Source organism: Bacillus sp. AFS029637, assembly GCF_002584985.1.
In the GTDB taxonomy this organism is placed as follows: Bacteria; Bacillota; Bacilli; order Bacillales; family Bacillaceae_G; genus Bacillus_A.
Genome location: NZ_NUPZ01000024.1, coordinates 58,603 through 78,805, shown reverse-complemented (window position 1 = coordinate 78,805; position 20,203 = coordinate 58,603). Strand labels below are relative to the sequence as shown.

Sequence of the window (20,203 nt, the reverse complement as noted above, 5' to 3'; positions counted from 1 at the left end):
GATACAGGAAACTTTCTTCATCACATACATAAGGTTCGCTTATTAAAACATCATAAATGGAGGCAGACGAATGGACTTAGAGTTTTTAACATCTGTACTAATGATTGTCGGTATCGATGTTGTATTAGGTGGTGATAACGCAATTGTCATCGCATTAGCTAGCCGAAATTTACCTGAACCGAAACGAAATAAAGCCATTTTGATCGGTACTATTTTAGCAATTGTACTACGAATTCTCCTTACCATACTAGCTGTCTACTTACTCGATATCCCATTTCTACAGCTTATTGGTGGGATTTTACTTACATTAATTGCAGTCAATTTATTAACTGATAATAATAACGACCTTTCTTCTATTCAAGGAAAAACAACTTTATTCCAAGCTGTGCGTACAATTGTATTCGCGGATCTCGTTATGGGGTTTGATAATGTTATCGCCATTGCAGGTGCAGCTCACGGGAGATTTTTACTCGTCATAATCGGCTTGCTCATTTCTATACCGATTATTATTTGGGGCAGCAAACTTATTTTAATACTTATGGAACGCTTTCCATTCCTCATCTATTGCGGCGCAGCAATTCTTTCCTATACAGCAGGAAAAATGGTTACACACGAAGATAGACTTGCAACTTTTTTTCATAAAAACCCAAGTTTCACCACAAGCATTCCTTACTTATTCATTTTCACTGTTCTATGCATCGGTATTATCGTTCAACAAGTTCGATTACGGAATGTGAAACATTAAAAAAAACCTTCTACTATATAATAGGTAGAAGGTTTTCATATTATTATAATTAATTTACAAGACGCTGCGCTTCACGTAATTGGAACGTTCTTACTGTACGTGGTAAGAAACGGCGGATTTCGTCTTCGTTGTAACCTACTTGAAGGCGTTTTTCGTCAATCATAATTGGACGACGTAAAATCCCCGGATAGTCACGAATCATCTTATATAAATCTTGAAGTGGTAAAGACTCTAAGTTTACATTTAATTCTTGGAAAACTTTCGAACGAGTAGAAATAATCTCATCCGTTCCGCTTTCTGTCATACGTAAAATCTCTTTAATTTCCTCAATCGTTAATGGATCTGAGAAAATATTACGTTCTGTATAAGGAATATGATTTTCCTCTAGCCATAATTTCGCCTTTCTACAAGACGTACAGCTTGGAGAACTATATAATGTTACCATACAAAGCTCACTCTCCTTAAAGAGTACAAATTCTGTACTAATTACAGTTTAAATTTCTAATTTCAGCAATTTTTCGCGATAACTTGTCTTATTGAAAAGTGCAAAAATCGCATTTCATGTAAGCAACAACTTTTAATACACAACAATTACTTTTAATAAGTAACTTCTATAATCATTATACAATAGATTTTGCAAGAAATATACAGTAAATTTCCTGTTAGTTGAGAAAACTCTTCCGTGTATTTCACTGCTATGTAACATGATGACGCTCACTTAAACTGTCCTTTAACAACGACATTCAACCCTTTTAGCACTCGCTTTTCATAGATTTCTCACATGATATATAGTTATTCCCCCATAATCTTTCCTATGAAAAAGAGAACGTTTTCTTACTTTTTCCTGATAATTCAATTAAGAAATGTAAGACCATACAGGTAAAAACAAAAGGAACATTTGTTCTCATTTTAACAAATATTCCTCCCCCTGTCTATATGATTTCTAAAACACTCCGAATATTTTTCTGACATTTCTTTCTTTTTTTTCTTTTATCTCATACAATAAAAATACAGACAGGCAAAGGGGGAATTTACAAATGATTGCTTTTTTTATTGATTTTGCCATTGTCGCTGCCCTCATCATCGGAATCACAGCATTGATTGGCGTCATTACAAATGGCATCGGAGAAAAACTCTTTGGCGGAAAAGAAAAAATGAAGTTTGTTAACAAAAGTTTGGATGTACAATCCGGCTGGAACCAAGTTGGTGGAAAAGGTATTTATAAAAAACGTACGTATTAAAAAAAAGCAGGTAATCACCTGCTTTTTTTATTTCTCTACTGATGCCCATTTGAAGCTTACTTCGCCACCATATTTATGATTGTACATATCTTTAATTGTTTCTCTTTGTAAGTATGCTCTACCACGTTGATATACTGGAACAATCGCAGCGTCATCAAGTAACATTTTTTCCGCTTCTAATAAGTTCTTCCAGCGAGCATTTACGTCGCTTCCATCTTTCTTCGCTTTCATAATAATCTCATCGTACTTCGGATTAGAATAACCCATTTTATTCTGCGCTCCGTCAGTTACGAACATATCAAGATATGTAACTGGATCTGGGAAGTCTGCACTCCATCCAGAGAATGACATTACATAGTCACCCGCATCTTCTAATTTTAGTTTTTGCGCGAATGGCTGTTGTTTAATTTTCACTGTTAAGCCTGGTAAATTCTTTTCTAACTCACCTTTTAAATATTCACCAGTTTTCTTCGATAATTCAACGTCTTCATTTAATAACTCTAATTCAATTTCATTTTTACCAAGCTCTTTTTTACCAGCTTCCCAATACTTTTTCGCTTCTTTTACATTTGGTGTTACAATATCTCCATTTTCAGCACGGAAATCTTTGTTATCTGGCCCTTTAATAAAGTTATCTGGAATTAATCCCGTCGCTGGCTTAGAACCATTATTTAATAACGTATCAACGAATGGTTTACGGTCAAAACCAAGAGAAATTGCTTTACGAATATTTTTATTTGCTAAAGCTGGGTCTTTTTGATTTAAGCGAAGGAAGAATACAGAAGTATCTTCTACCGTTTTAAAATCTGGTTTCCCTTTATATTTATCGATGAACTCTGCTAATAACGTCGCTCGATCGACTGCGTTTGTTTCATATAAATTAATTGGCGTAGACGTATCTTTTACAATATTAAAGTTTACTTCGTCAAGCTTCACTTCTTTATTGTCCCAATATGATGGGCTCTTTGTCATCTTGAAGCTACGTTCATGCTGCCAATCACTTAATGTAAATGGACCATTATAAAGTGTTGTGTTTGCTTCTAAACCAAACTTCGTACCTTGCTCTTTCACAAACTTTTCATTCATAGGATAGAAGATTGGATAGACCATTAGATCAACAAGATATGGAATAGAATTATCCAATTCTACTTCTAATGTATGATCATCAATTGCTTTTACGCCTAATTGATCTGGACTCATCTCTCTTTTATTAATTTTTTCTGCATTTTTTATATCATACATAATGTACGCTGATTTTGCAGCTGTATCTGGATTAATCGCTCTTTGCCATGCATATACGAAATCTTTCGCTGTTACAGGGTCACCATTTGACCATTTTGCATCTTCACGTAATTTAAATGTATACTTTTTACCATCTTCTGATTTTTGGAATTCTTTCGCTACACCTGGAACTAGCTTATCATCTTTTCCAAGACGATATAAACCTTCCATTGTATTGTTCATTACTTTCGAAGAAACCGCATCAGCTGATAAAGCTGGATCCATCGTTGGAATTTCTTGTGTTTCAATTAAGTTGATAACCTGCTTTGTACCGCTCTTCCCGCTATCCCCTTTTGCGTTCGCTTGCGGCTCTTCCTTGTCATAACTACATGCCCCTAAAATCATGCTCATTGCTACTGTTGATGCTACAAAAACTGGTATCTTTTTTTTCATACTTCCACCCCTCCAAAAAATGTTAGCCCTTTCATTTTCAAACAGAAAGAAATATATATATGTTCTAATAATTCATATTATACACACAAATATATTTTTTGTATATTTATATTTCTATTTTATTAAAATTTTCTGTTAAAAAAATAACTCTTTGTAAACGTTTCATATTACCGTTTATCCATACTAAAGTGCCGAAAATTATTATTTTTATATTTTTCTTAATTATCAGAGAAAAATGAAATTTATATCTCATTATATTTTCCGTATAATTATCCTTCTCTTTTTAACATAAAATAGCGCTCCTTTCATATTAAAAATATGTAGGTTAAATTGAGTGCAAAGGATAAGAAAGTATGTTACGATACACTTTGCTAAAAATAGATATCGGTAAAGAGGGGACGGACATGACAGCAACTCACTCAAAAAACAGGCCGGCAGAGAAATTGAGTTTATTCTTATTAACATGGCCTATTTTTCTAGAAGTTTTTCTTTTTATGTTGATGGGGATCGCTGATACTTTCATGTTAAGTGCATTATCAGACGATGCTGTATCTGGGGTTGGTGCAGCGAATCAATATCTTCATATCGCTATTTTGGTACTAGAAGTTATCGGGAACGGCGCAGCTATCGTTGTATCTCAATACCTCGGTTCCAAACGTTTTATGGAAGCATCTAAAATATCAGCATTAGCCGTTACATTAAATTTAGTGGTCGGTCTCATTATAAGTGCTGGTTTTCTTTTATTTTCAAAACATATGATGATGGCAATGAATTTACAAGGCGATGTATTAACGTATGCGCAAAACTATTTATCTATCGTCGGGGGAGCTATCTTCCTTCAAGCTATTATTAACTCATTAGCTGCAATTATCCGCGTACACGGTTTTACAAAGCAAGCAATGTTTGTTTCACTTGGGATGAATATTATTCATATCGCCGGAAACTACGTACTCATTTTCGGGAAATTCGGTTTCCCAGAGCTTGGTGTTCAAGGGGCCGCCATTTCTTCTGCTGTCAGCCGATTTATCGCACTTATTGTTTTCTTCTGGTTACTATACCGCGTTATGGAATACCGTGTGAAATTACAATATTACTTCACCTTATCAAAAGAATACATCGGAAAAATTTTGAAAATCGGCATTCCATCTGCATTCGAACAAGTTATGTATCAAGCTTGCCAAATTGTCTTCCTATATTATGCAACATACTTAGGAACGGAATCATTAGCAGCTAGACAATACGCTACTAACATCTCGATGTTCACTTACTTATTCGCAATTGCGATTGGCATGGGAACAGCCATTATTATCGGCCGCCTTGTTGGTGGTGGCGAAAAAGATGAAGCATATGAACGTGTATGGAAAAGTGTAAGATGGGCAATTGGCGTAACTTTATGTATGGTCATTCTCGTTATTACATTCCGCACACAATTAATGGGACTGTTTACAGATAATCCGCACATTATTTCATTAGGTGCGTCAGTTCTTTTACTAAGTGTATTACTGGAAACAGGACGCACAATGAATATCGTCATCATTAACTCACTTCGTGCAGCTGGTGATGCAAAATATCCTGTTTTAATCGGTGTATTCTCTATGGTATTAATGAGTTTACCACTCGGATATTTCTTCGTCTTCCATTTAGACATGGGTCTAGTTGGCATTTGGCTAGCGATTGCTATCGATGAATGGACGCGTGCCATTATTATGTTCTTCCGCTGGAGAAGTAGAACGTGGGAACGTTATGCGCTTGTGAAACCGGAAGAGCAAGACGATAGTGTTTCTGTTCAGGCGCAGTAACACTCGTTTGATCAAGATACATTCATTTGCAAATGAAATTTATATTGGAGATTCTTTAAATAATAGAAAAAGAGCCATCCTTCCATAACAGAAGAGTGGCTCTTTTTCTTATTGATAGATTTCTTTGTATTTCTTATACTCTGCTTCAGAACATAATACGAAATGTCCTGGGCTAATTTCGCGCATTGTTGGTGCTTCACTACCATAATTATGCTGCGATGGATCGTATACGATACGTTTACGATTGCGCTCATAATCTGGGTCTGGAAGCGGAATTGCTGATAATAGTGATTTTGTATATGGATGAATTGGATTCGCATATAACTCATCACTTGTTGTTAGCTCAACGATTTGACCACGATACATTACGCCGATGCGGTCACTAATGTATTTTACCATTGATAAATCATGGGCAATGAATAAGTATGTTAAACCTTTTTCTTTTTGTAACTGTTTCAGTAAGTTTACAACTTGCGCCTGAATCGATACGTCAAGTGCTGAGATTGGCTCATCGGCAATGATAAATTCAGGTTCTACAGCAAGTGCTCGCGCAATACCGATACGTTGACGTTGTCCACCTGAGAATTCGTGCGGGAAACGGTTTGCGTGTTCTTTATTTAAGCCAACTGTGTTTAACAGTTCATGAACACGATCCATACGCTCTTTTTTGCTTTTTGCTAGTCCGTGAATATCAATACCTTCTGCAATAATGTCCCCTACTGTCATACGAGGGTTTAATGATGCATATGGATCTTGGAAAATCATTTGCATTTTACGATTGAATTTCTTCAGTTCTGCACGTGATTTTTTACCATGTACATTTTCACCATCGAACAACACTTCACCAGCAGTTGCATCATATAAACGAATAATCGTTCTTCCAGTTGTTGATTTACCACAACCAGATTCTCCTACAAGTCCAAATGTTTCACCGCGATAAATGTCAAATGAAATATCATTAACCGCTTTGACAACACCACCACTCACATCAAAGTGTTGTTGTACATTTTTCACTTCAATTAATTTCTCACGTTGTTTAGTCATGTTGTTCACCTGCTTTCATTTGAAGAATGCGTTTTTCAACGACTGCCGGCGGTTTTACTTCTGGAGCTTGCTCGTGAAGTAACCAAGTTGCCGCATAGTGTGTATCACTTACTTTAAATAAAGGTGGTTCCATTTCAAAATCAATTTTCAGCGCCTGTGGGTTACGTGGTGCAAAAGCATCTCCCTTTGGCGGTTTTAATAAGTCTGGAGGCGTTCCAGGGATTGCGTATAATTCTTCCTCTGATCCATCTAAGCTTGGCATAGATGCGATTAAGCCCCAAGTGTATGGATGTTTCGGATTGTAGAAAATCTCATCAACCGTTCCAATTTCAACAACTTTACCAGCATACATAACCGCTACTCGGTCCGCAACATTTGCTACTACACCTAAGTCATGCGTAATGAAAATGATTGCTGCTTCTGTCTTTTGCTGAATGTCTTTCATAAGCTCTAAAATTTGCGCCTGAATTGTAACGTCTAGCGCTGTTGTCGGCTCATCGGCAATTAATAATTTTGGGTTACAAGCTAACGCCATCGCAATAACTACACGCTGTCTCATACCACCTGAGAATTGGTGAGGATATTGTTTTAAACGTGCTTCTGGATTTGGAATACCTACAAGGTCGATTAATTCTAACGCTACTTTACGCGCGTCTGCTCTACTCATCCCTTGGTGTTTAATAAGACCTTCCATAATTTGATTCCCAATTGTCATCGTTGGATTTAATGATGTCATAGGATCTTGGAAAATCATCGCGATATCTTTACCGCGTACTTGCTGCATTTCTTTTTCCGTTAATTTCGTTAAATCACGGCCATCAAATACAATCTCTCCATTTTTAATACGTCCTGGAGGATTCGGGATTAATCCCATTAGCGCTTTAGAAGTAACTGATTTCCCAGAACCAGACTCTCCTACAATCGCTAATGTTTCCCCTTTTTTCAAATCAAAAGTAACTCCGCGCACTGCTTGTACTTCACCTGCATGTGTATCAAAGGAGACTTGTAAATCTTTTACCTCTAACAATGTTTTCATTTTTACTTCTCCCTCCTCGTTTACTTACGCATTTTTGGATCTAACGCATCGCGTAATCCATCTGCCATTAAGTTGAATGCTAAAATTAACATACTGATGACAACCGCAGGGATGAACATCATGTGTGGATACGTTTGAATAGATTTATAACCATCATTTACAAGAGAACCAAGTGATGCAAATGGTGGCTGGATTCCTAAACCGATGAAACTTAAGAACGCTTCACCAAACACCGCTGACGGAATTGTAAACATTGTCATTACGATAATAGGTCCCATTACGTTTGGAATTAAGTGTTTTACAATTAATTGTGTGTTTGTTGCACCTAATGTACGAGATGCTAATACATACTCTTGGTTTTTTAACTTTAAGATTTGTCCACGAACAATCCGCGACATCCCTATCCAACCTGTAATCGCCATCGCGAGTGTGATCGACCAAATACCAGATCCCATAATGATTACCATTAAAATAACGATGATTAAGTATGGAATACCGTTAATAATCTCCATAATACGTTGCATAATATTATCTACTCTACCGCCGTAGAATGCTGAAACTCCTCCGTATGCAACCCCAATTACTAAGTCAATTGCTGCTGCTAAAAGAGCGATATATAATGATACGCGTGTACCTTCCCATGTTCTTGTCCATAAGTCACGGCCAAGATCATCTGTACCAAACCAGAAGTACTCTTTAATATCACGTTTTGCATATTGGTCAACACCATATTGATCTGTACCGTCAAATGGTAACCAATGAACATTTTCAATAACTGGAATTTTCGGTGGTAATTTCGCACGACCTAAATCTTGCTCTTTATACGAGTGTTTACTTACCATAGGTCCAAAAATCGCTAATAGTGTGATGATAACTAATAATACAAGACCAAGCATCGCACCTTTATGTTGGAACAAGCGTCTTCTTACATCTTGCCAAAACGTTAAGCTTGGACGGGCAATGACTTCATTATCAACATTATTTTGATTTGCTTGCTGAAATAGATCTGGAGATAATTTTTGTACATCTTTCATCATTTTTTCCCTCCCGCTAAACGAATACGAGGATCAATAATTCCGTATAAAATATCGACAATGAAAATAACTAATATGAAGATTGCACTATAGAAAATCGTAGTTCCCATAATAACTGTATAGTCATTTAAAGTAATCGATTTAACGAATTGTTCCCCAAGTCCTGGTACAGCATAAATTTGCTCGATAACAAGTGTCCCTGTAATTAATGCAGCAACCATTGGTCCTAAAATTGTTACAACTGGAATTAACGCGTTACGAAGTGCGTGTTTTACAATGATAACGCCTTGGCTAATCCCTTTTGCTTTCGCTGTTAAAATATAGTCAGACTGCATAACTTCAATTAATTCTGCACGAGAGAAACGTGCGATTGTTGCGATAACTCCCATTGATAGTGCAATTGTAGGCATTACAGTAAACTCTGGTCCTTTCCAGAATGCTACTGGGAACCAGCCAAGTTTTACCCCTACGAAATATTGCAGTAATGCGGCGAATACGAATGATGGTACTGACATCCCGAGTACCGAAATAACTGTTGCACTATAATCCACCCACGTATTATTACGAAGTGCGGCAACAATCCCTAAAATTAATCCGACAAATGTTCCTAAAATAATCGCTTGTAAACCAAGTTGTGCTGATGGTCCAATACGATCCACAATCATATCTGTTACTGGACGGTTATCATATTGGAATGATACCCCTAAATCACCTTGTGCTAAGTTACCTAAGTAACGTGCATATTGAACTGGTACTGGATCATTCAATCCGTATTTTTCAAGAATGATTTCTTTTTGTGCCGGCGATAGCTTCTCCTGGTTTTTAAGCGGAGAACCCGGAAGTAATTTCATCAAAAAGAAAGTCAGTGTAGTAATTAAAAATAATGTCAAAGCCATGTACACGAAACGTTTTAATACATAACGTCCCATAGTCAAGCACCTCCCCGTTTTTCTCAAAAGCAATAAGATAGTTTAAAATATTCTTACTTTTATTTTTTTAAAATAAGAGCATATGCCCATCATAGGCACATACCCCTGTAAACGATGGAAAAAAAGATTATTTTTATTCAACAGATGCCCATTTGTAAGTTAATTTACCCCCATAGTTGATTGGGATAATATCTTTTACAGCACCTTTTACTACATACGCTGAGCCTTTTTGGAAGATCGGAGCGATAACCGCATCCTCTTTAACTAGCATTTTCTCTACTTCTAAAAGGTCGTTCCAGCGAGCTTGTAAATCTTTTGTATCTGTTTTAGCTTTTAGAATTAACTCATCATATTTCGGATTAGAATATCCTGTTTTATTTTGAGAACCATTCGTAACAAACATATCTAAATATGAGATTGGATCTGGGAAATCTGGTCCCCAAATACCATACGCAATATCATATTGCTGAGAATCTTCTAATTTATTTTTTTGTGCGAATGGCTGTTGTTTCATTTTAATCGTTAAACCAGGTAAGTTCTTTTCCATCTCACCTTTTAAGAATTCGCCAATTTTTTTAGCATCTTCATTATCGAAGTTTAAGAATTCTAGTTCGATTTTATCAGTGCCAAGCTCTTTCTTCGCTGTTTCCCAAAGCTTTTTCGCTTCTTTTGGATTTGTTTCAACTAACTTTCCATTTTCATCTCGGAAGTCTTTTTTATTCGGGCCTTCAGCGAAATCTTTTCCAACAAATCCGTAAGCTCCAATTGCACCGTTATTTAAAATAACTTTTGCAATGTTATCACGGTCAAATGACATTGAAATTGCTTTTCTTAAGTTTTTATTACTTAAGTATTGATTACTTTGATTAAATCTTAAGTAAGCAACACCTGCTTCTTTTCTTGTTTCGAACTCTGGGCTTTGTCTAAATTTATCAACAAATTCCGACGTTAAAGCCGCACGATCAATCGCGTTTGTCTCATATAAATTCACATCAGTTGCTGTATTTTTTACAATATTAAAATTAATCTCTTCGATTTTAACCGTTTTATTGTCCCAATATGAAGGGTTCTTCTTGAATTGGAAACTTTGTTCATGTTTCCAATCACTCATTACGAATGGCCCGTTATATAGTGTTGTATTTGCCTCTAAACCGAATTTATCACCTTGTGCTTTTACAAAGTTTTCATTCAGTGGGTAAAATACTGGATAAACTGTTAAATCGATAAAGTAAGGAACAGGGTTGTCTAATTCCACTTCTAATGTATAATCATCAATCGCTTTTACACCTAATTGATCAGCAGGTAATTCTTTTTTATGAATCTTCTCTGCATTTTTAATATCAAACATAATGTACGAATACGTCGCTTTTGTATCTGGATTTACTGCTCTTTTCCATGAATACACAAAGTCTTTCGCTGTTACAGGTTCCCCATTCGACCATTTCGCATCTTTTCTTAATTTAAATATGTATTTCTTCCCATCATCTAGTTTTTCGACATCTTCAGCAATTCCCGGCATTCTCTTTTGATCTTTGCCGATACGATATAAACCTTCCATCGTGTTATTTAATGCTGTAGAAGATGAAGAATCAGATGCTAATGATGCATCCATTGACGGAATTTCAGATAACTCTGTTAAATTAAGAATCTGTTTTCCATTACTACTACTAGTAGCATTCTCTTTCCCTTTTGCTTTTGCGTCATCTTTTTCGTAGCTACACGCGCTAAGCAACATACTTGCAGTTAAAGTTGATGCAAGTAATAACGGTATCTTTTTCTTCATGTTGTGTTGCCTCCCCTAATTGCACTTCCTGTACCCCCACTTGTTAAAAAGTAGAATTGAAAGAATAATCTCCAAGTTTCTACAATTTTCATTATACATATAATACGACGATTGTGAATATAGTTTTTTGTTTTTTTGTTAAAATTTTTAATAAAATGTTTATTTTTTTATTTTTCTGTAAAGGGATACGTTAACATTGCTACCATCATCTTGAAATCAGACCTTTAATTGCGTATAATTTTCAAAAAATTATTTCTAGTACTTATTATAGCTTTTATAGTATAATAATTCTAGTAATATTTTGACGGAGGGGAATATTTTGAATAAAGTTTTTTTCCATACTTGTATACTAATTTTTATAGCGATCATTGCTTCTAGTATTGGCGCATTCCTCATTTCATCTCAATTTTTGTTGAATTTTGTCAATATCTCGTTTTATATCGCACTATTTTTTATTCTGGTTGGTGGTTTTTTATACATATTTCAAAATGGATTTTTTAATGTAACCATGTATGCTTTCCAAAAAGTATTTGGTACGAACAAAAAAATAGACTCTTTAATTGAAGAAGCAGAGGAACCTGTTAATAAGAAAGAACGTATTTATAAAACATATTCATTCAAATGGACATATCCTATATGTATTACAGGCATCGTACTTGGGGTGTTCTCGACTCTCATTAGCTTTACTATTTTGATGTAGTTTGCAAACACTAGCCCATATGATATAATTATCAGCAAAACATTTTGTTATAAAACTTTAGTTCTTTCATATTAAAAGAGCTCAAGTAACAATAAATAAATTTATATGTATGCGATGACAAAGAAGAGTACATATTGAGGCAATTTCAGAGAGCTTGTGGTTGGTGTGAACAAGTAATTGTACAATGTGGAATGGGCTTTTGAGCACCAAACCGAACCGAAAGTAGTAGGCTTTGGCGTTATATCCAAACGTTATTATGGATTAAAGAGATTTCACAGTAGTGAAATAATTAGGGTGGTACCGCGGTCCATTCGTCCCTATCATTTTTGGGATGAATGGGCTTTTTTGTTTGCCTTCTCTTCCCTATCACGCATTCAATTTTAGGAGGAATTACTTATGTCAGTTATCTTTTCTGGTATTCAGCCGAGTGGAACGATTACACTTGGAAACTATTTAGGAGCTATGAAGCAATTTACAGAACTCCAAAACGAACACGACTGTTATTTCTGTATTGTAAACCAACATGCTATTACAGTACCTCAAGATTCCGTACAACTTCGTAAAAATATCCGCAGTCTTGCAGCTTTATATGTTGCATGCGGCATCGATCCTGAAAAAGCTACTTTATTTGTACAATCAGAAGTACCAGCACACGCTCAATTAGGATGGATTATGCAATCTGTTGCTTACGTTGGGGAATTAGAGCGCATGACACAATATAAAGATAAAGCATCAGGTAGAGATTCAGTTCCAGCTGGATTACTTACGTATCCACCATTAATGGCTGCTGACATTTTACTTTACAACACTGAAATCGTACCAGTTGGTGACGACCAAAAGCAACATATCGAATTGACACGTGACCTAGCAGACCGTTTCAACAAACGTTACCGTGAAATCTTCACAATGCCAGAAATTCGCATTCCAAAAGTAGGAGCTCGCGTTATGTCATTAACAGAACCTACGAGAAAAATGAGTAAATCTGATCCAAACCCAAAATCGATGATCAGTATGCTTGATGAGCCAAAAACAATTGAAAAGAAAATTAAAAGTGCCGTAACTGATTCTGAAGGTATCGTGAAATTTGATAAAGAAAACAAACCTGGTATCTCTAACTTATTAACAATCTACTCTTCATTCTCAGGAAAAACAGTTGAAGAAATAGAAGCAATGTACGAAGGAAAAGGATACGGTGACTTCAAAGGCGACCTAGCACAAGTAGTCGTAGAAGCAATTCGCCCAATCCAAGACAAATATAACGAACTAATCAACTCACCAGAACTAGACGAAATTCTAGACAAAGGTGCCGAAAAAGCAAACCGCGTTGCATTCAAACAACTACGCAAAGTAGAAAACGCAATGGGATTAAGTAGAAAGCGTAGGTAACATAAAAAGCGGAGGCGACTGTTTAGCCCTGACGGCTAAGGTTCTTTCGCATAGAAGACGCTCTTTGTCTTCTTATGCGGAAGGTTCTTAGACGCGAAGGGCTAGGAGCCGGAGCTGGATTTCATATAAAGCGGAAGCGGCTCGTTCAGCTCTGACTGGCTAAGGTTCTTTCGCATAAAAGGCGCTTTTTGCCTTCTTATGCGGAAGGTTCTTAGACACGAAGAGCTTGCCGCTGGAGCTGGATTTCATAAAAAGCGGAGGCGGCTCGCTTAGAATGTGAGGGGGATGGAGCTCCTGACGTAGAGGCGTTTTTTGCCTCGCAGGAAGGCGCGAAGCCACCGAGCATTCTTGCCGAATCCATAAAAAAAACCGCCAATTGGCGGTTTTTTTAATTTACCTTCTGCTCATTTTCCATTTCCCATAACTTTTCAAAAAATGGCTGTCCTTTTACAAGGCGCTCGCATAATTGCTGATGCTTCTCAGACCAGCCTGATTTCGCTTCATCATATAATCTAGCCCAAATATCTTCAAACTCCATATGTTGAACCGTTCCATATGCTGATGGATCCCACTCTGTGTACCAATAGCGAATCTCAGCTGTATTTTTCGTTGTATGTAATTGATCTAACGCCATAAATAATAATTGTTTTAACTGTCTTTCTTTACGAGTCAAACCATTCATAATAAAAGGAGATGGCGATAAAATATGATGCTCTTTTTCTGTTTCTTCCACTTGGAACTCATACTTTTCTGCTTGTACGTTTTCTACCATCTCATATACCATCTGCTCTTGGCGAGGTATAAGTCTGCTTTTTCGAATTGGTACATTGTAACCAATTGAATCAATCGCAATAATTCCTTTACCATCTGTAACTACAAAACAATATTCTTGTTGCAAACGTTCGTGATTTTTACGAATATAAGCCTTATGATGTACGTCTTCCAATAACTTTTGCGGAAGCTCTAACAATTCGTTCTCGATGTAATGATATAATGTGGAATCTACTTTTAATAATGGCACTTGATCTAATAGTTCAATCGTATCATCTTTCCGCCATTCGTAAAAATGACAAACGTTATACCCATTTTCTTCACCTTCAAACCAATTTACCCATACATCATGTAGATATAACATTCTCTACCCCTCACTTCACTACTGTTTGTACCAATCATTATGTTCATTTTTGCTTAACTTTATTCCACTTAAGGAAATATATTCTAATTATTATTTTTTCTTCTATACTATTTAAAAAAACAGGAGCCATATCTCCTGTTTTTCATGGCACATGAAACGTATTTGCTTTACTCAATATTTCTTTCGCATCTATAGGTAATAAAGATAGTGTATCTTCTTCCAATGCTACACAATCTTTTACAATATGAAAGCCAAGTGCATAACCAAGCATTTTCGGATAGGAATGAAGGCCATTTAATAAGATGTCATGCTCCCTTGTTCCCCGTTTTATCGTTATTCTTTCGTGTACAACGTTCCTCCAATAATAAAGTGCTTCTTCTTTTGAAAGGTACGTCGTCCACGGTGCATTGTTTTTTTCTGTATACCTTTCCGCTACTGCTTGCTCAGCTAACCCTTCCATGATCATCGTATCAAGTAATGTATACTCTGTTTCTTTCGTTTCAATTTGATGTAACCTGCATATATGATGATATTCATGTGCCAATAACGCTTTTAACTCTTCTAAAGAATTCCGCCCACATACGAACAAGAAAATAACGTGGCGCATCGAAAGCCCTGCTTTCCCGTTATATTCTTCTTGTACAGTTCGATTATAGGAATCTGATAATAAAATAAAGATAGGGACATCCGGACCTTTTAACCAATTTTTCAATTTATCATACTCTATACTTAACTCTTTCCAAATTTCCTTCTTCTCTAACTCTTTAATTTCTTTTTCTCCTCGCATGACTGGGCGATACATACCTTTAGAAATTAAAAATCGATACAATCTTTCTTTCGGCAATGGGATATACTTCGTAAATTTTTCACACAGTTTTTCTGGCCGTCCGTAATATAGATGTAACCACTCAGCTGTTTCAACAATCCCCATCTTTATCCCTCCTTTTTCTTATGTATATGCAAAAAGGAAAAAAGACGTAAAAATAAATAAGGTGTTTTTTCGTAGTTTGTTACGAAAAAACACCTTATTTCATCTATTATTTATACGATTTAAATACTAATACTGCATTATGACCGCCGAATCCTAGTGAGTTACTTAATACTGCGTTTACTTCTTGTTGTCTCGCATTATTCGGTACGTAATCTAAGTCACATTCTGGATCTGGTGTTTCATAGTTAATTGTTGGAGGAATTACTCCGTCTGTAATTGATTTAATCGAGAAGATCGCTTCAACAGCACCAGCCGCTCCTAATAAGTGACCTGTCATTGATTTCGTTGAGCTAATTGCTACTTTATACGCATGCTCACCGAACGTTTCTTTAATTGCCATCGTTTCATACTTTTCATTCGCATCTGTACTTGTACCGTGCGCATTAATGTAATCGATGTCCTCTGGCTGTAGACCTGCATCTGCTAAAGCTTGACGCATTGCACGCACGCCGCCTTCACCGCCAGGAGCAGGCATTGTAATATGGAATGCATCACCAGTTGCACCATAGCCAGCGATTTCCGCGTAAATACGAGCGCCACGAGCTAATGCGTGCTCTAATTCTTCAAGAACGAGAATACCTGAACCTTCACCCATTACGAAACCACTACGGTTTTTATCGAACGGGCGGCAAGCTGTTGCTGGATCTTCATTAAATGTTAAAGCTTTCGCTGAACTGAATCCTGCGAATGCCATACTTGTTAACGGCGCTTCTGCTCCACCTGTTATCATTGCGTCAGCATCACCGCGCTGAATTGCTTTAAATGCATCACCAATTGAGTTTGCACCAGATGCACAAGCTGTTACAGAACAAGTATTGATTCCCTTCGCTCCTGTTGCGATTGATACTTGACCTGCTGCCATATCTGGAATCATCATCGGTACGAAGAATGGGCTCACGCGGCGCGGGCCTTTCTCAGTAAAAACTTTAAATTGTTCTTCGTATGTCTCCATACCACCAATACCAGAACCAATCCACACACCAATTCGAGGTCCGTTTTCTTCTGTAATCTCAAGCTTTGCATCTGCAACTGCCATTTTCGCTGCTGCTACTGCATATTGCGTAAAGCGATCCATACGACGCGCTTCTTTTTTATCAATATATTTCTCGACTTCAAAGTCGTTAATTTCTGCTGCTACTTTTGCTGGAAACATTTCTGGATCAATTCTTGTAAGTCGTCCGATTCCAGATACACCCTTTTTAATGTTTTCCCATGCTGTTTCAACATCTGTTCCGACCGGTGTAACAGCTCCTAGTCCTGTAATTACGACCCTCTTTTTTTCCATACAAAATACACTCCTTTTTTTCTCTCAGTCCTTATTTACCCCAACGAAGAGCGACTGCTCCCCATGTTAATCCGCCACCGAAACCAACAAGTATAATTAAATCACCGTCTTGAATACGTCCATTTTGCAATTCCTCTACCATTGCAATTGGAATTGACGAAGCTGATGTATTACCAAACTTTTCAATTGTCATACTCATTTTTTCTTGTGGTAAATTCAACCTCTCTCTTGCCGATTCCATAATACGAATGTTCGCTTGATGCGGCACTAAGAAATCCACATCCTCTTTCGTAAGACCAGCCTTATCTAAAACGCGAAGACATGAATCACCAAGTTGACGAACGGCAAATTTAAAGACTTCTCTGCCATTCATCATAACATACTCATCTTGATAAAGATGCTTACCGCCACTTCCGTCTGCTCCTAATTCGAAAGATAGAACGCCTCTTCCTTCTGAAACAGCTCCCATTACGATAGCACCGGCTCCGTCTCCAAATAATACTGCTGTATTGCGATCATTCCAGTCTACAATTTTAGAAAGTTTATCACTACCAACTACTAATACATTTTTATAAGTTCCCGTTTGAATAAATTGCTGCGCTGTAATCATTCCGTACATAAAACCAGCACACGCTGCACCTAAATCCATTGCAGCTGCATGTTTCGCCCCAATTGCTTCTTGAATCACACAAGCCACTGCTGGAAAAGCACGATCTGGCGTTACTGTCGCTACTAAAATAAGATCGATGTCCTCTCCGCTAATCCCAGCGTCTTCAAGTGCTTTCTTAGAAGCCTCTACCGCCATATATGAAGTATCTATTGTATCATCGGCAATGCGTCTTTCTGCAATTCCCGTTCTCGTACGAATCCATTCATCGGATGTATCCATTATTTTCTCTAAATCGTGATTTGTGACTACTTTTTCTGGCACATATCTTCCGATCCCTAAAATGCCCACGCTCACATCGCAGCCCTCCGTTTTATATCAATTATTATGACTTGGTACTAATTTTAAAACATAAATGTATTTTTGTCTAGAATATATTTCAGCCAAAACATAAGGCTAACGCATTATTCACTTTATTTTTCATTAAAAGAAACAGAAACATACCTTTTCTTGTTTCATTCCAAATAAAAAGGCCCTGACCGCTTCTAACCACGGTTCGAGCCTCTCTCCCCTCAAAAAGAAGGGTTTTATTCTTTATCTGCTTTCCCAAGCTCATATGCTTCGTTCATTACTTTCATCAATAACTCTAACACTGGTTGTGCTTTCTCCATATCAAGTGCAATTCCATTAGAATCTAAAATTGCCTTTGCTTCTGGTAAATGCTTCATTGCGATTTGTAAAAATTGCATGCTTTTTTCGTTCATATTCTATTCTTCCTCTCCAATAAAACTTTCACATACAATAGTGTAACATGCGCGCTACCCTTCGTATAACTCTTTATATTTTTTCATGTGGGCCAATTGCTTATTTAAACCGTATTCTAACGGGGTATTTCTTTTAATTGAAATATCCTCGGCTGCCTCATCTCTTTCTTCTTTACTATTTTTACTCACTTTATCATCTGCACGTAAAAGGCTCATACCTTTTTCCCATAACGACGGTTTACCACTGAGTAAATTGTATATACCAACATGGTCCCCGTTCGTTCCATTTTCCCATAAGTATTCACATACATCTTCAACGTAAAGTAAATCGCCCCCTTTTTCCTCACTCGTACAACGGCACTCTTTCTCATCCAGTTCTGATAAAATGAGCTGATGATACATCATAAAAGATGGTTGCCACGGTCCATATAATGTAGGAACTCGAAATACACTATATTGTAATTTCCCTTTTTTTAATCCTTCTTCCACTTTCAAAAATAGACGTTTATTTTCGGATTCCTTTTGGCTTCCTACTTCAATAGAAGAGATTAAATTTAACTTTATTTTTTGCTCTTCACACATTTTTATCATCCGCTTTAAATATTGTAATATGACTCTTTCATTACGAAATCCGCTTTGCTGATTCGGTTCATACAAGCAAAAGTAAACGGTGTCAAAATTCTCTCCCTCTACTGATCTCCATCCATCCTCATCCCTTATGGAATAGTACGTAAATAAAGCATTTCGCCCAATTAACAATATCTTCTCTTCATTAATTTTTGTCATACTATCGAATTCATCAAAATCAAGTCCATACACTTCTACTTCTTCTGCGATCATTTTATTCACAAGGTGATAACCTACAAACGTAAGTGCACCTATAATCAGCACGCGTTCCATACCACCAACCCTTTCCCCTTGAAACAAATAGCTCCTCATTTATGTATATGGGAGCTTCACAATTCTTCTTCATATTTTTTAAAGAAATCAGTCGTTTGTCTAACCATTTTATATTTCACATCTTGGAGATGGAATAAGACAGAAGTATCACATTGATTGAATTGCCTCATTTTCTCGTATTTACGTAACAATTGTTTTCTTCCTCTTTTTTCTTGTGTTGATACGAAAATTTTAACAGGTACACAAGACGGAAGAAGCGTAAATGATTTCTTATTTATTTTTGATTCTAATTCTTCTTCTTTTGAATCGTACGCCAAACTTAATTCCTTCACTAATCTTTTGTAAAAAAACTTATGCTCTTTTTCGAACTCCACATATTCTGGCAAATCTAAACACGGATTTAACATAATGACAGAACGTATACTTTCAGGGTATTTGTTCATCATTTCAAGCGCTACAAGCGCACCCATACCATCTGCCATGATGTGCATTTTCGTATTTAATGTCTCTTTTCTCAAAACAACATCATATAAACGTTTCGCTAGACGAACAGATTGATCGTTCCCCCAGTGTCTCCCATATAAATTAGAAGAAAAGACCGTGTAGCCTTCCTCAATAAGACCATGTAAAAAATAAGATCTTCCCGCATGCTGTGTCCATAAACTTGTACCATTCTCAATAAAGTAGTTGTAATCACCGAGGAGCATAACCGAAAACCCATTTGGCTTCTCCGGTAAATAAATGACACATGGTTCTTTTTCTAAGTAAAAAAAACGTTCCGTAATACTCATTTTTCCCCCGCCTTATTTTCTAAACGTATAAAACCACTCTTTTATAATGTATGAACGGAATGCAAATTTGCGTTGAAAAATCTACAAATATTTTTCTATATTCTTTTTTCAATTGTGTTACAATAAGGACAGATTGAACGAATAGAGGTGTAAAATATGCGTTTCATTTGGGCATTAATTTGGTCGTTCGCGCTTGTACATATGATGAGCTACGTAATCGGCTCTATGACTGGCGGTACATACGATTTTAACCAAGCGTCTATTTTCTCAGTTGTTCTTGCGGTATTAGTACTAGCGATTTCAGCTACGATTCCAAACGAGCCAGTAGAACAACATTAAAAAAAGAGTCCGGATTTTAT

General features: G+C 36.7%; 20 protein-coding genes and 1 other annotated feature. Of the genes, 6 read left to right on the top strand and 14 right to left on the bottom strand.

Annotation, left to right across the window (positions count from 1 at the left end):
- Window positions 1-70 precede the first annotated feature (70 nt).
- Window positions 71-745: a TerC family protein gene (locus COE49_RS13725; RefSeq protein ID WP_088231431.1), complete on the top strand. Its 675-nt coding sequence runs from the start codon at window positions 71-73 to the stop codon at window positions 743-745.
- Window positions 746-794: 49 nt separating this feature from the next.
- On the opposite strand, the gene spx is transcribed toward COE49_RS13725, so the two are convergent.
- Window positions 795-1,190 (bottom strand): transcriptional regulator Spx, encoded by a 396-nt coding sequence (spx, locus tag COE49_RS13720; RefSeq protein WP_000258267.1) that lies wholly within the window; start codon window positions 1,188-1,190, stop codon window positions 795-797.
- A 592-nt stretch (window positions 1,191-1,782) separates the two neighbouring features.
- Between spx and COE49_RS13705 the strand changes: the two genes are divergently transcribed.
- Complete coding sequence (locus COE49_RS13705; RefSeq protein WP_088231434.1) at window positions 1,783-1,986, top strand: hypothetical protein; 204 nt, start codon at window positions 1,783-1,785, stop codon at window positions 1,984-1,986.
- A gap of 27 nt (window positions 1,987-2,013) precedes the next feature.
- On the opposite strand, the gene COE49_RS13700 is transcribed toward COE49_RS13705, so the two are convergent.
- On the bottom strand, window positions 2,014-3,660 hold the full coding sequence (locus COE49_RS13700) for a peptide ABC transporter substrate-binding protein (RefSeq protein WP_088231435.1): 1,647 nt from the start codon (window positions 3,658-3,660) through the stop codon (window positions 2,014-2,016).
- A gap of 353 nt (window positions 3,661-4,013) precedes the next feature.
- On the opposite strand from COE49_RS13700, the gene COE49_RS13695 reads away from it, so the two are divergent.
- Window positions 4,014-5,459 (top strand): MATE family efflux transporter, encoded by a 1,446-nt coding sequence (locus COE49_RS13695; protein ID WP_141524744.1) that lies wholly within the window; start codon window positions 4,014-4,016, stop codon window positions 5,457-5,459.
- 108 nt (window positions 5,460-5,567) lie between these two features.
- Here COE49_RS13695 and COE49_RS13690 read toward each other — a convergent pair whose 3' ends face one another.
- The 5 genes from COE49_RS13690 to COE49_RS13670 form a co-directional block, all read right to left on the bottom strand.
- On the bottom strand, window positions 5,568-6,503 hold the full coding sequence (locus COE49_RS13690) for an ABC transporter ATP-binding protein (protein ID WP_088231437.1): 936 nt from the start codon (window positions 6,501-6,503) through the stop codon (window positions 5,568-5,570).
- Entirely contained in the window at window positions 6,496-7,539 is a 1,044-nt protein-coding gene (locus COE49_RS13685) for an ABC transporter ATP-binding protein (RefSeq protein WP_000854340.1), read from the bottom strand. Before COE49_RS13685 ends, COE49_RS13690 begins: the two co-directional genes overlap by 8 nt.
- Before the next feature lie 20 nt (window positions 7,540-7,559).
- Window positions 7,560-8,576, bottom strand: a complete 1,017-nt coding sequence (gene opp3C, locus COE49_RS13680) for an oligopeptide ABC transporter permease (protein WP_088231438.1) — start codon at window positions 8,574-8,576, stop codon at window positions 7,560-7,562.
- A complete protein-coding gene (gene opp3b, locus COE49_RS13675; RefSeq protein WP_088231439.1) occupies window positions 8,573-9,502 on the bottom strand; it encodes an oligopeptide ABC transporter permease in 930 nt (309 codons plus the stop codon). Before opp3b ends, opp3C begins: the two co-directional genes overlap by 4 nt.
- 133 nt (window positions 9,503-9,635) lie before the next feature.
- Window positions 9,636-11,285, bottom strand: a complete 1,650-nt coding sequence (locus tag COE49_RS13670) for a peptide ABC transporter substrate-binding protein (protein WP_088231440.1) — start codon at window positions 11,283-11,285, stop codon at window positions 9,636-9,638.
- Between the two features lie 319 nt (window positions 11,286-11,604).
- On the opposite strand from COE49_RS13670, the gene COE49_RS13660 reads away from it, so the two are divergent.
- Together COE49_RS13660 and trpS are read left to right on the top strand one after the other, a co-directional pair.
- Entirely contained in the window at window positions 11,605-11,985 is a 381-nt protein-coding gene (locus COE49_RS13660) for a DUF3899 domain-containing protein (protein ID WP_088231441.1), read from the top strand.
- 105 nt (window positions 11,986-12,090) lie between these two features.
- Window positions 12,091-12,307: a binding site (T-box leader), on the top strand.
- 74 nt (window positions 12,308-12,381) lie between these two features.
- A complete protein-coding gene (gene trpS, locus COE49_RS13655) occupies window positions 12,382-13,371 on the top strand; it encodes a tryptophan--tRNA ligase (protein ID WP_088231442.1) in 990 nt (329 codons plus the stop codon).
- A gap of 388 nt (window positions 13,372-13,759) precedes the next feature.
- On the opposite strand, the gene COE49_RS13645 is transcribed toward trpS, so the two are convergent.
- The 7 genes from COE49_RS13645 to COE49_RS13615 form a co-directional block, all read right to left on the bottom strand.
- Complete coding sequence (locus COE49_RS13645) at window positions 13,760-14,506, bottom strand: YjbA family protein (protein ID WP_088231443.1); 747 nt, start codon at window positions 14,504-14,506, stop codon at window positions 13,760-13,762.
- Window positions 14,507-14,648: 142 nt separating this feature from the next.
- Complete coding sequence (locus COE49_RS13640) at window positions 14,649-15,437, bottom strand: DUF2268 domain-containing putative Zn-dependent protease (protein WP_098252440.1); 789 nt, start codon at window positions 15,435-15,437, stop codon at window positions 14,649-14,651.
- 106 nt (window positions 15,438-15,543) lie between these two features.
- On the bottom strand, window positions 15,544-16,782 hold the full coding sequence (gene fabF, locus COE49_RS13635; RefSeq protein WP_088231445.1) for a beta-ketoacyl-ACP synthase II: 1,239 nt from the start codon (window positions 16,780-16,782) through the stop codon (window positions 15,544-15,546).
- Window positions 16,783-16,813: 31 nt separating this feature from the next.
- On the bottom strand, window positions 16,814-17,746 hold the full coding sequence (fabH, locus tag COE49_RS13630; protein WP_088231446.1) for a beta-ketoacyl-ACP synthase III: 933 nt from the start codon (window positions 17,744-17,746) through the stop codon (window positions 16,814-16,816).
- 230 nt (window positions 17,747-17,976) lie between these two features.
- Window positions 17,977-18,153 (bottom strand): ComZ family protein, encoded by a 177-nt coding sequence (locus COE49_RS13625; protein WP_001003337.1) that lies wholly within the window; start codon window positions 18,151-18,153, stop codon window positions 17,977-17,979.
- 54 nt (window positions 18,154-18,207) lie between these two features.
- On the bottom strand, window positions 18,208-19,080 hold the full coding sequence (locus COE49_RS13620; RefSeq protein WP_098252441.1) for an NAD-dependent epimerase/dehydratase family protein: 873 nt from the start codon (window positions 19,078-19,080) through the stop codon (window positions 18,208-18,210).
- Window positions 19,081-19,109: 29 nt separating this feature from the next.
- On the bottom strand, window positions 19,110-19,844 hold the full coding sequence (locus tag COE49_RS13615) for a lipase family protein (protein ID WP_000028709.1): 735 nt from the start codon (window positions 19,842-19,844) through the stop codon (window positions 19,110-19,112).
- A 156-nt stretch (window positions 19,845-20,000) separates the two neighbouring features.
- Between COE49_RS13615 and COE49_RS13610 the strand changes: the two genes are divergently transcribed.
- Window positions 20,001-20,183 (top strand): YjzD family protein, encoded by a 183-nt coding sequence (locus COE49_RS13610; protein ID WP_001211113.1) that lies wholly within the window; start codon window positions 20,001-20,003, stop codon window positions 20,181-20,183.
- Window positions 20,184-20,203 lie beyond the last annotated feature (20 nt).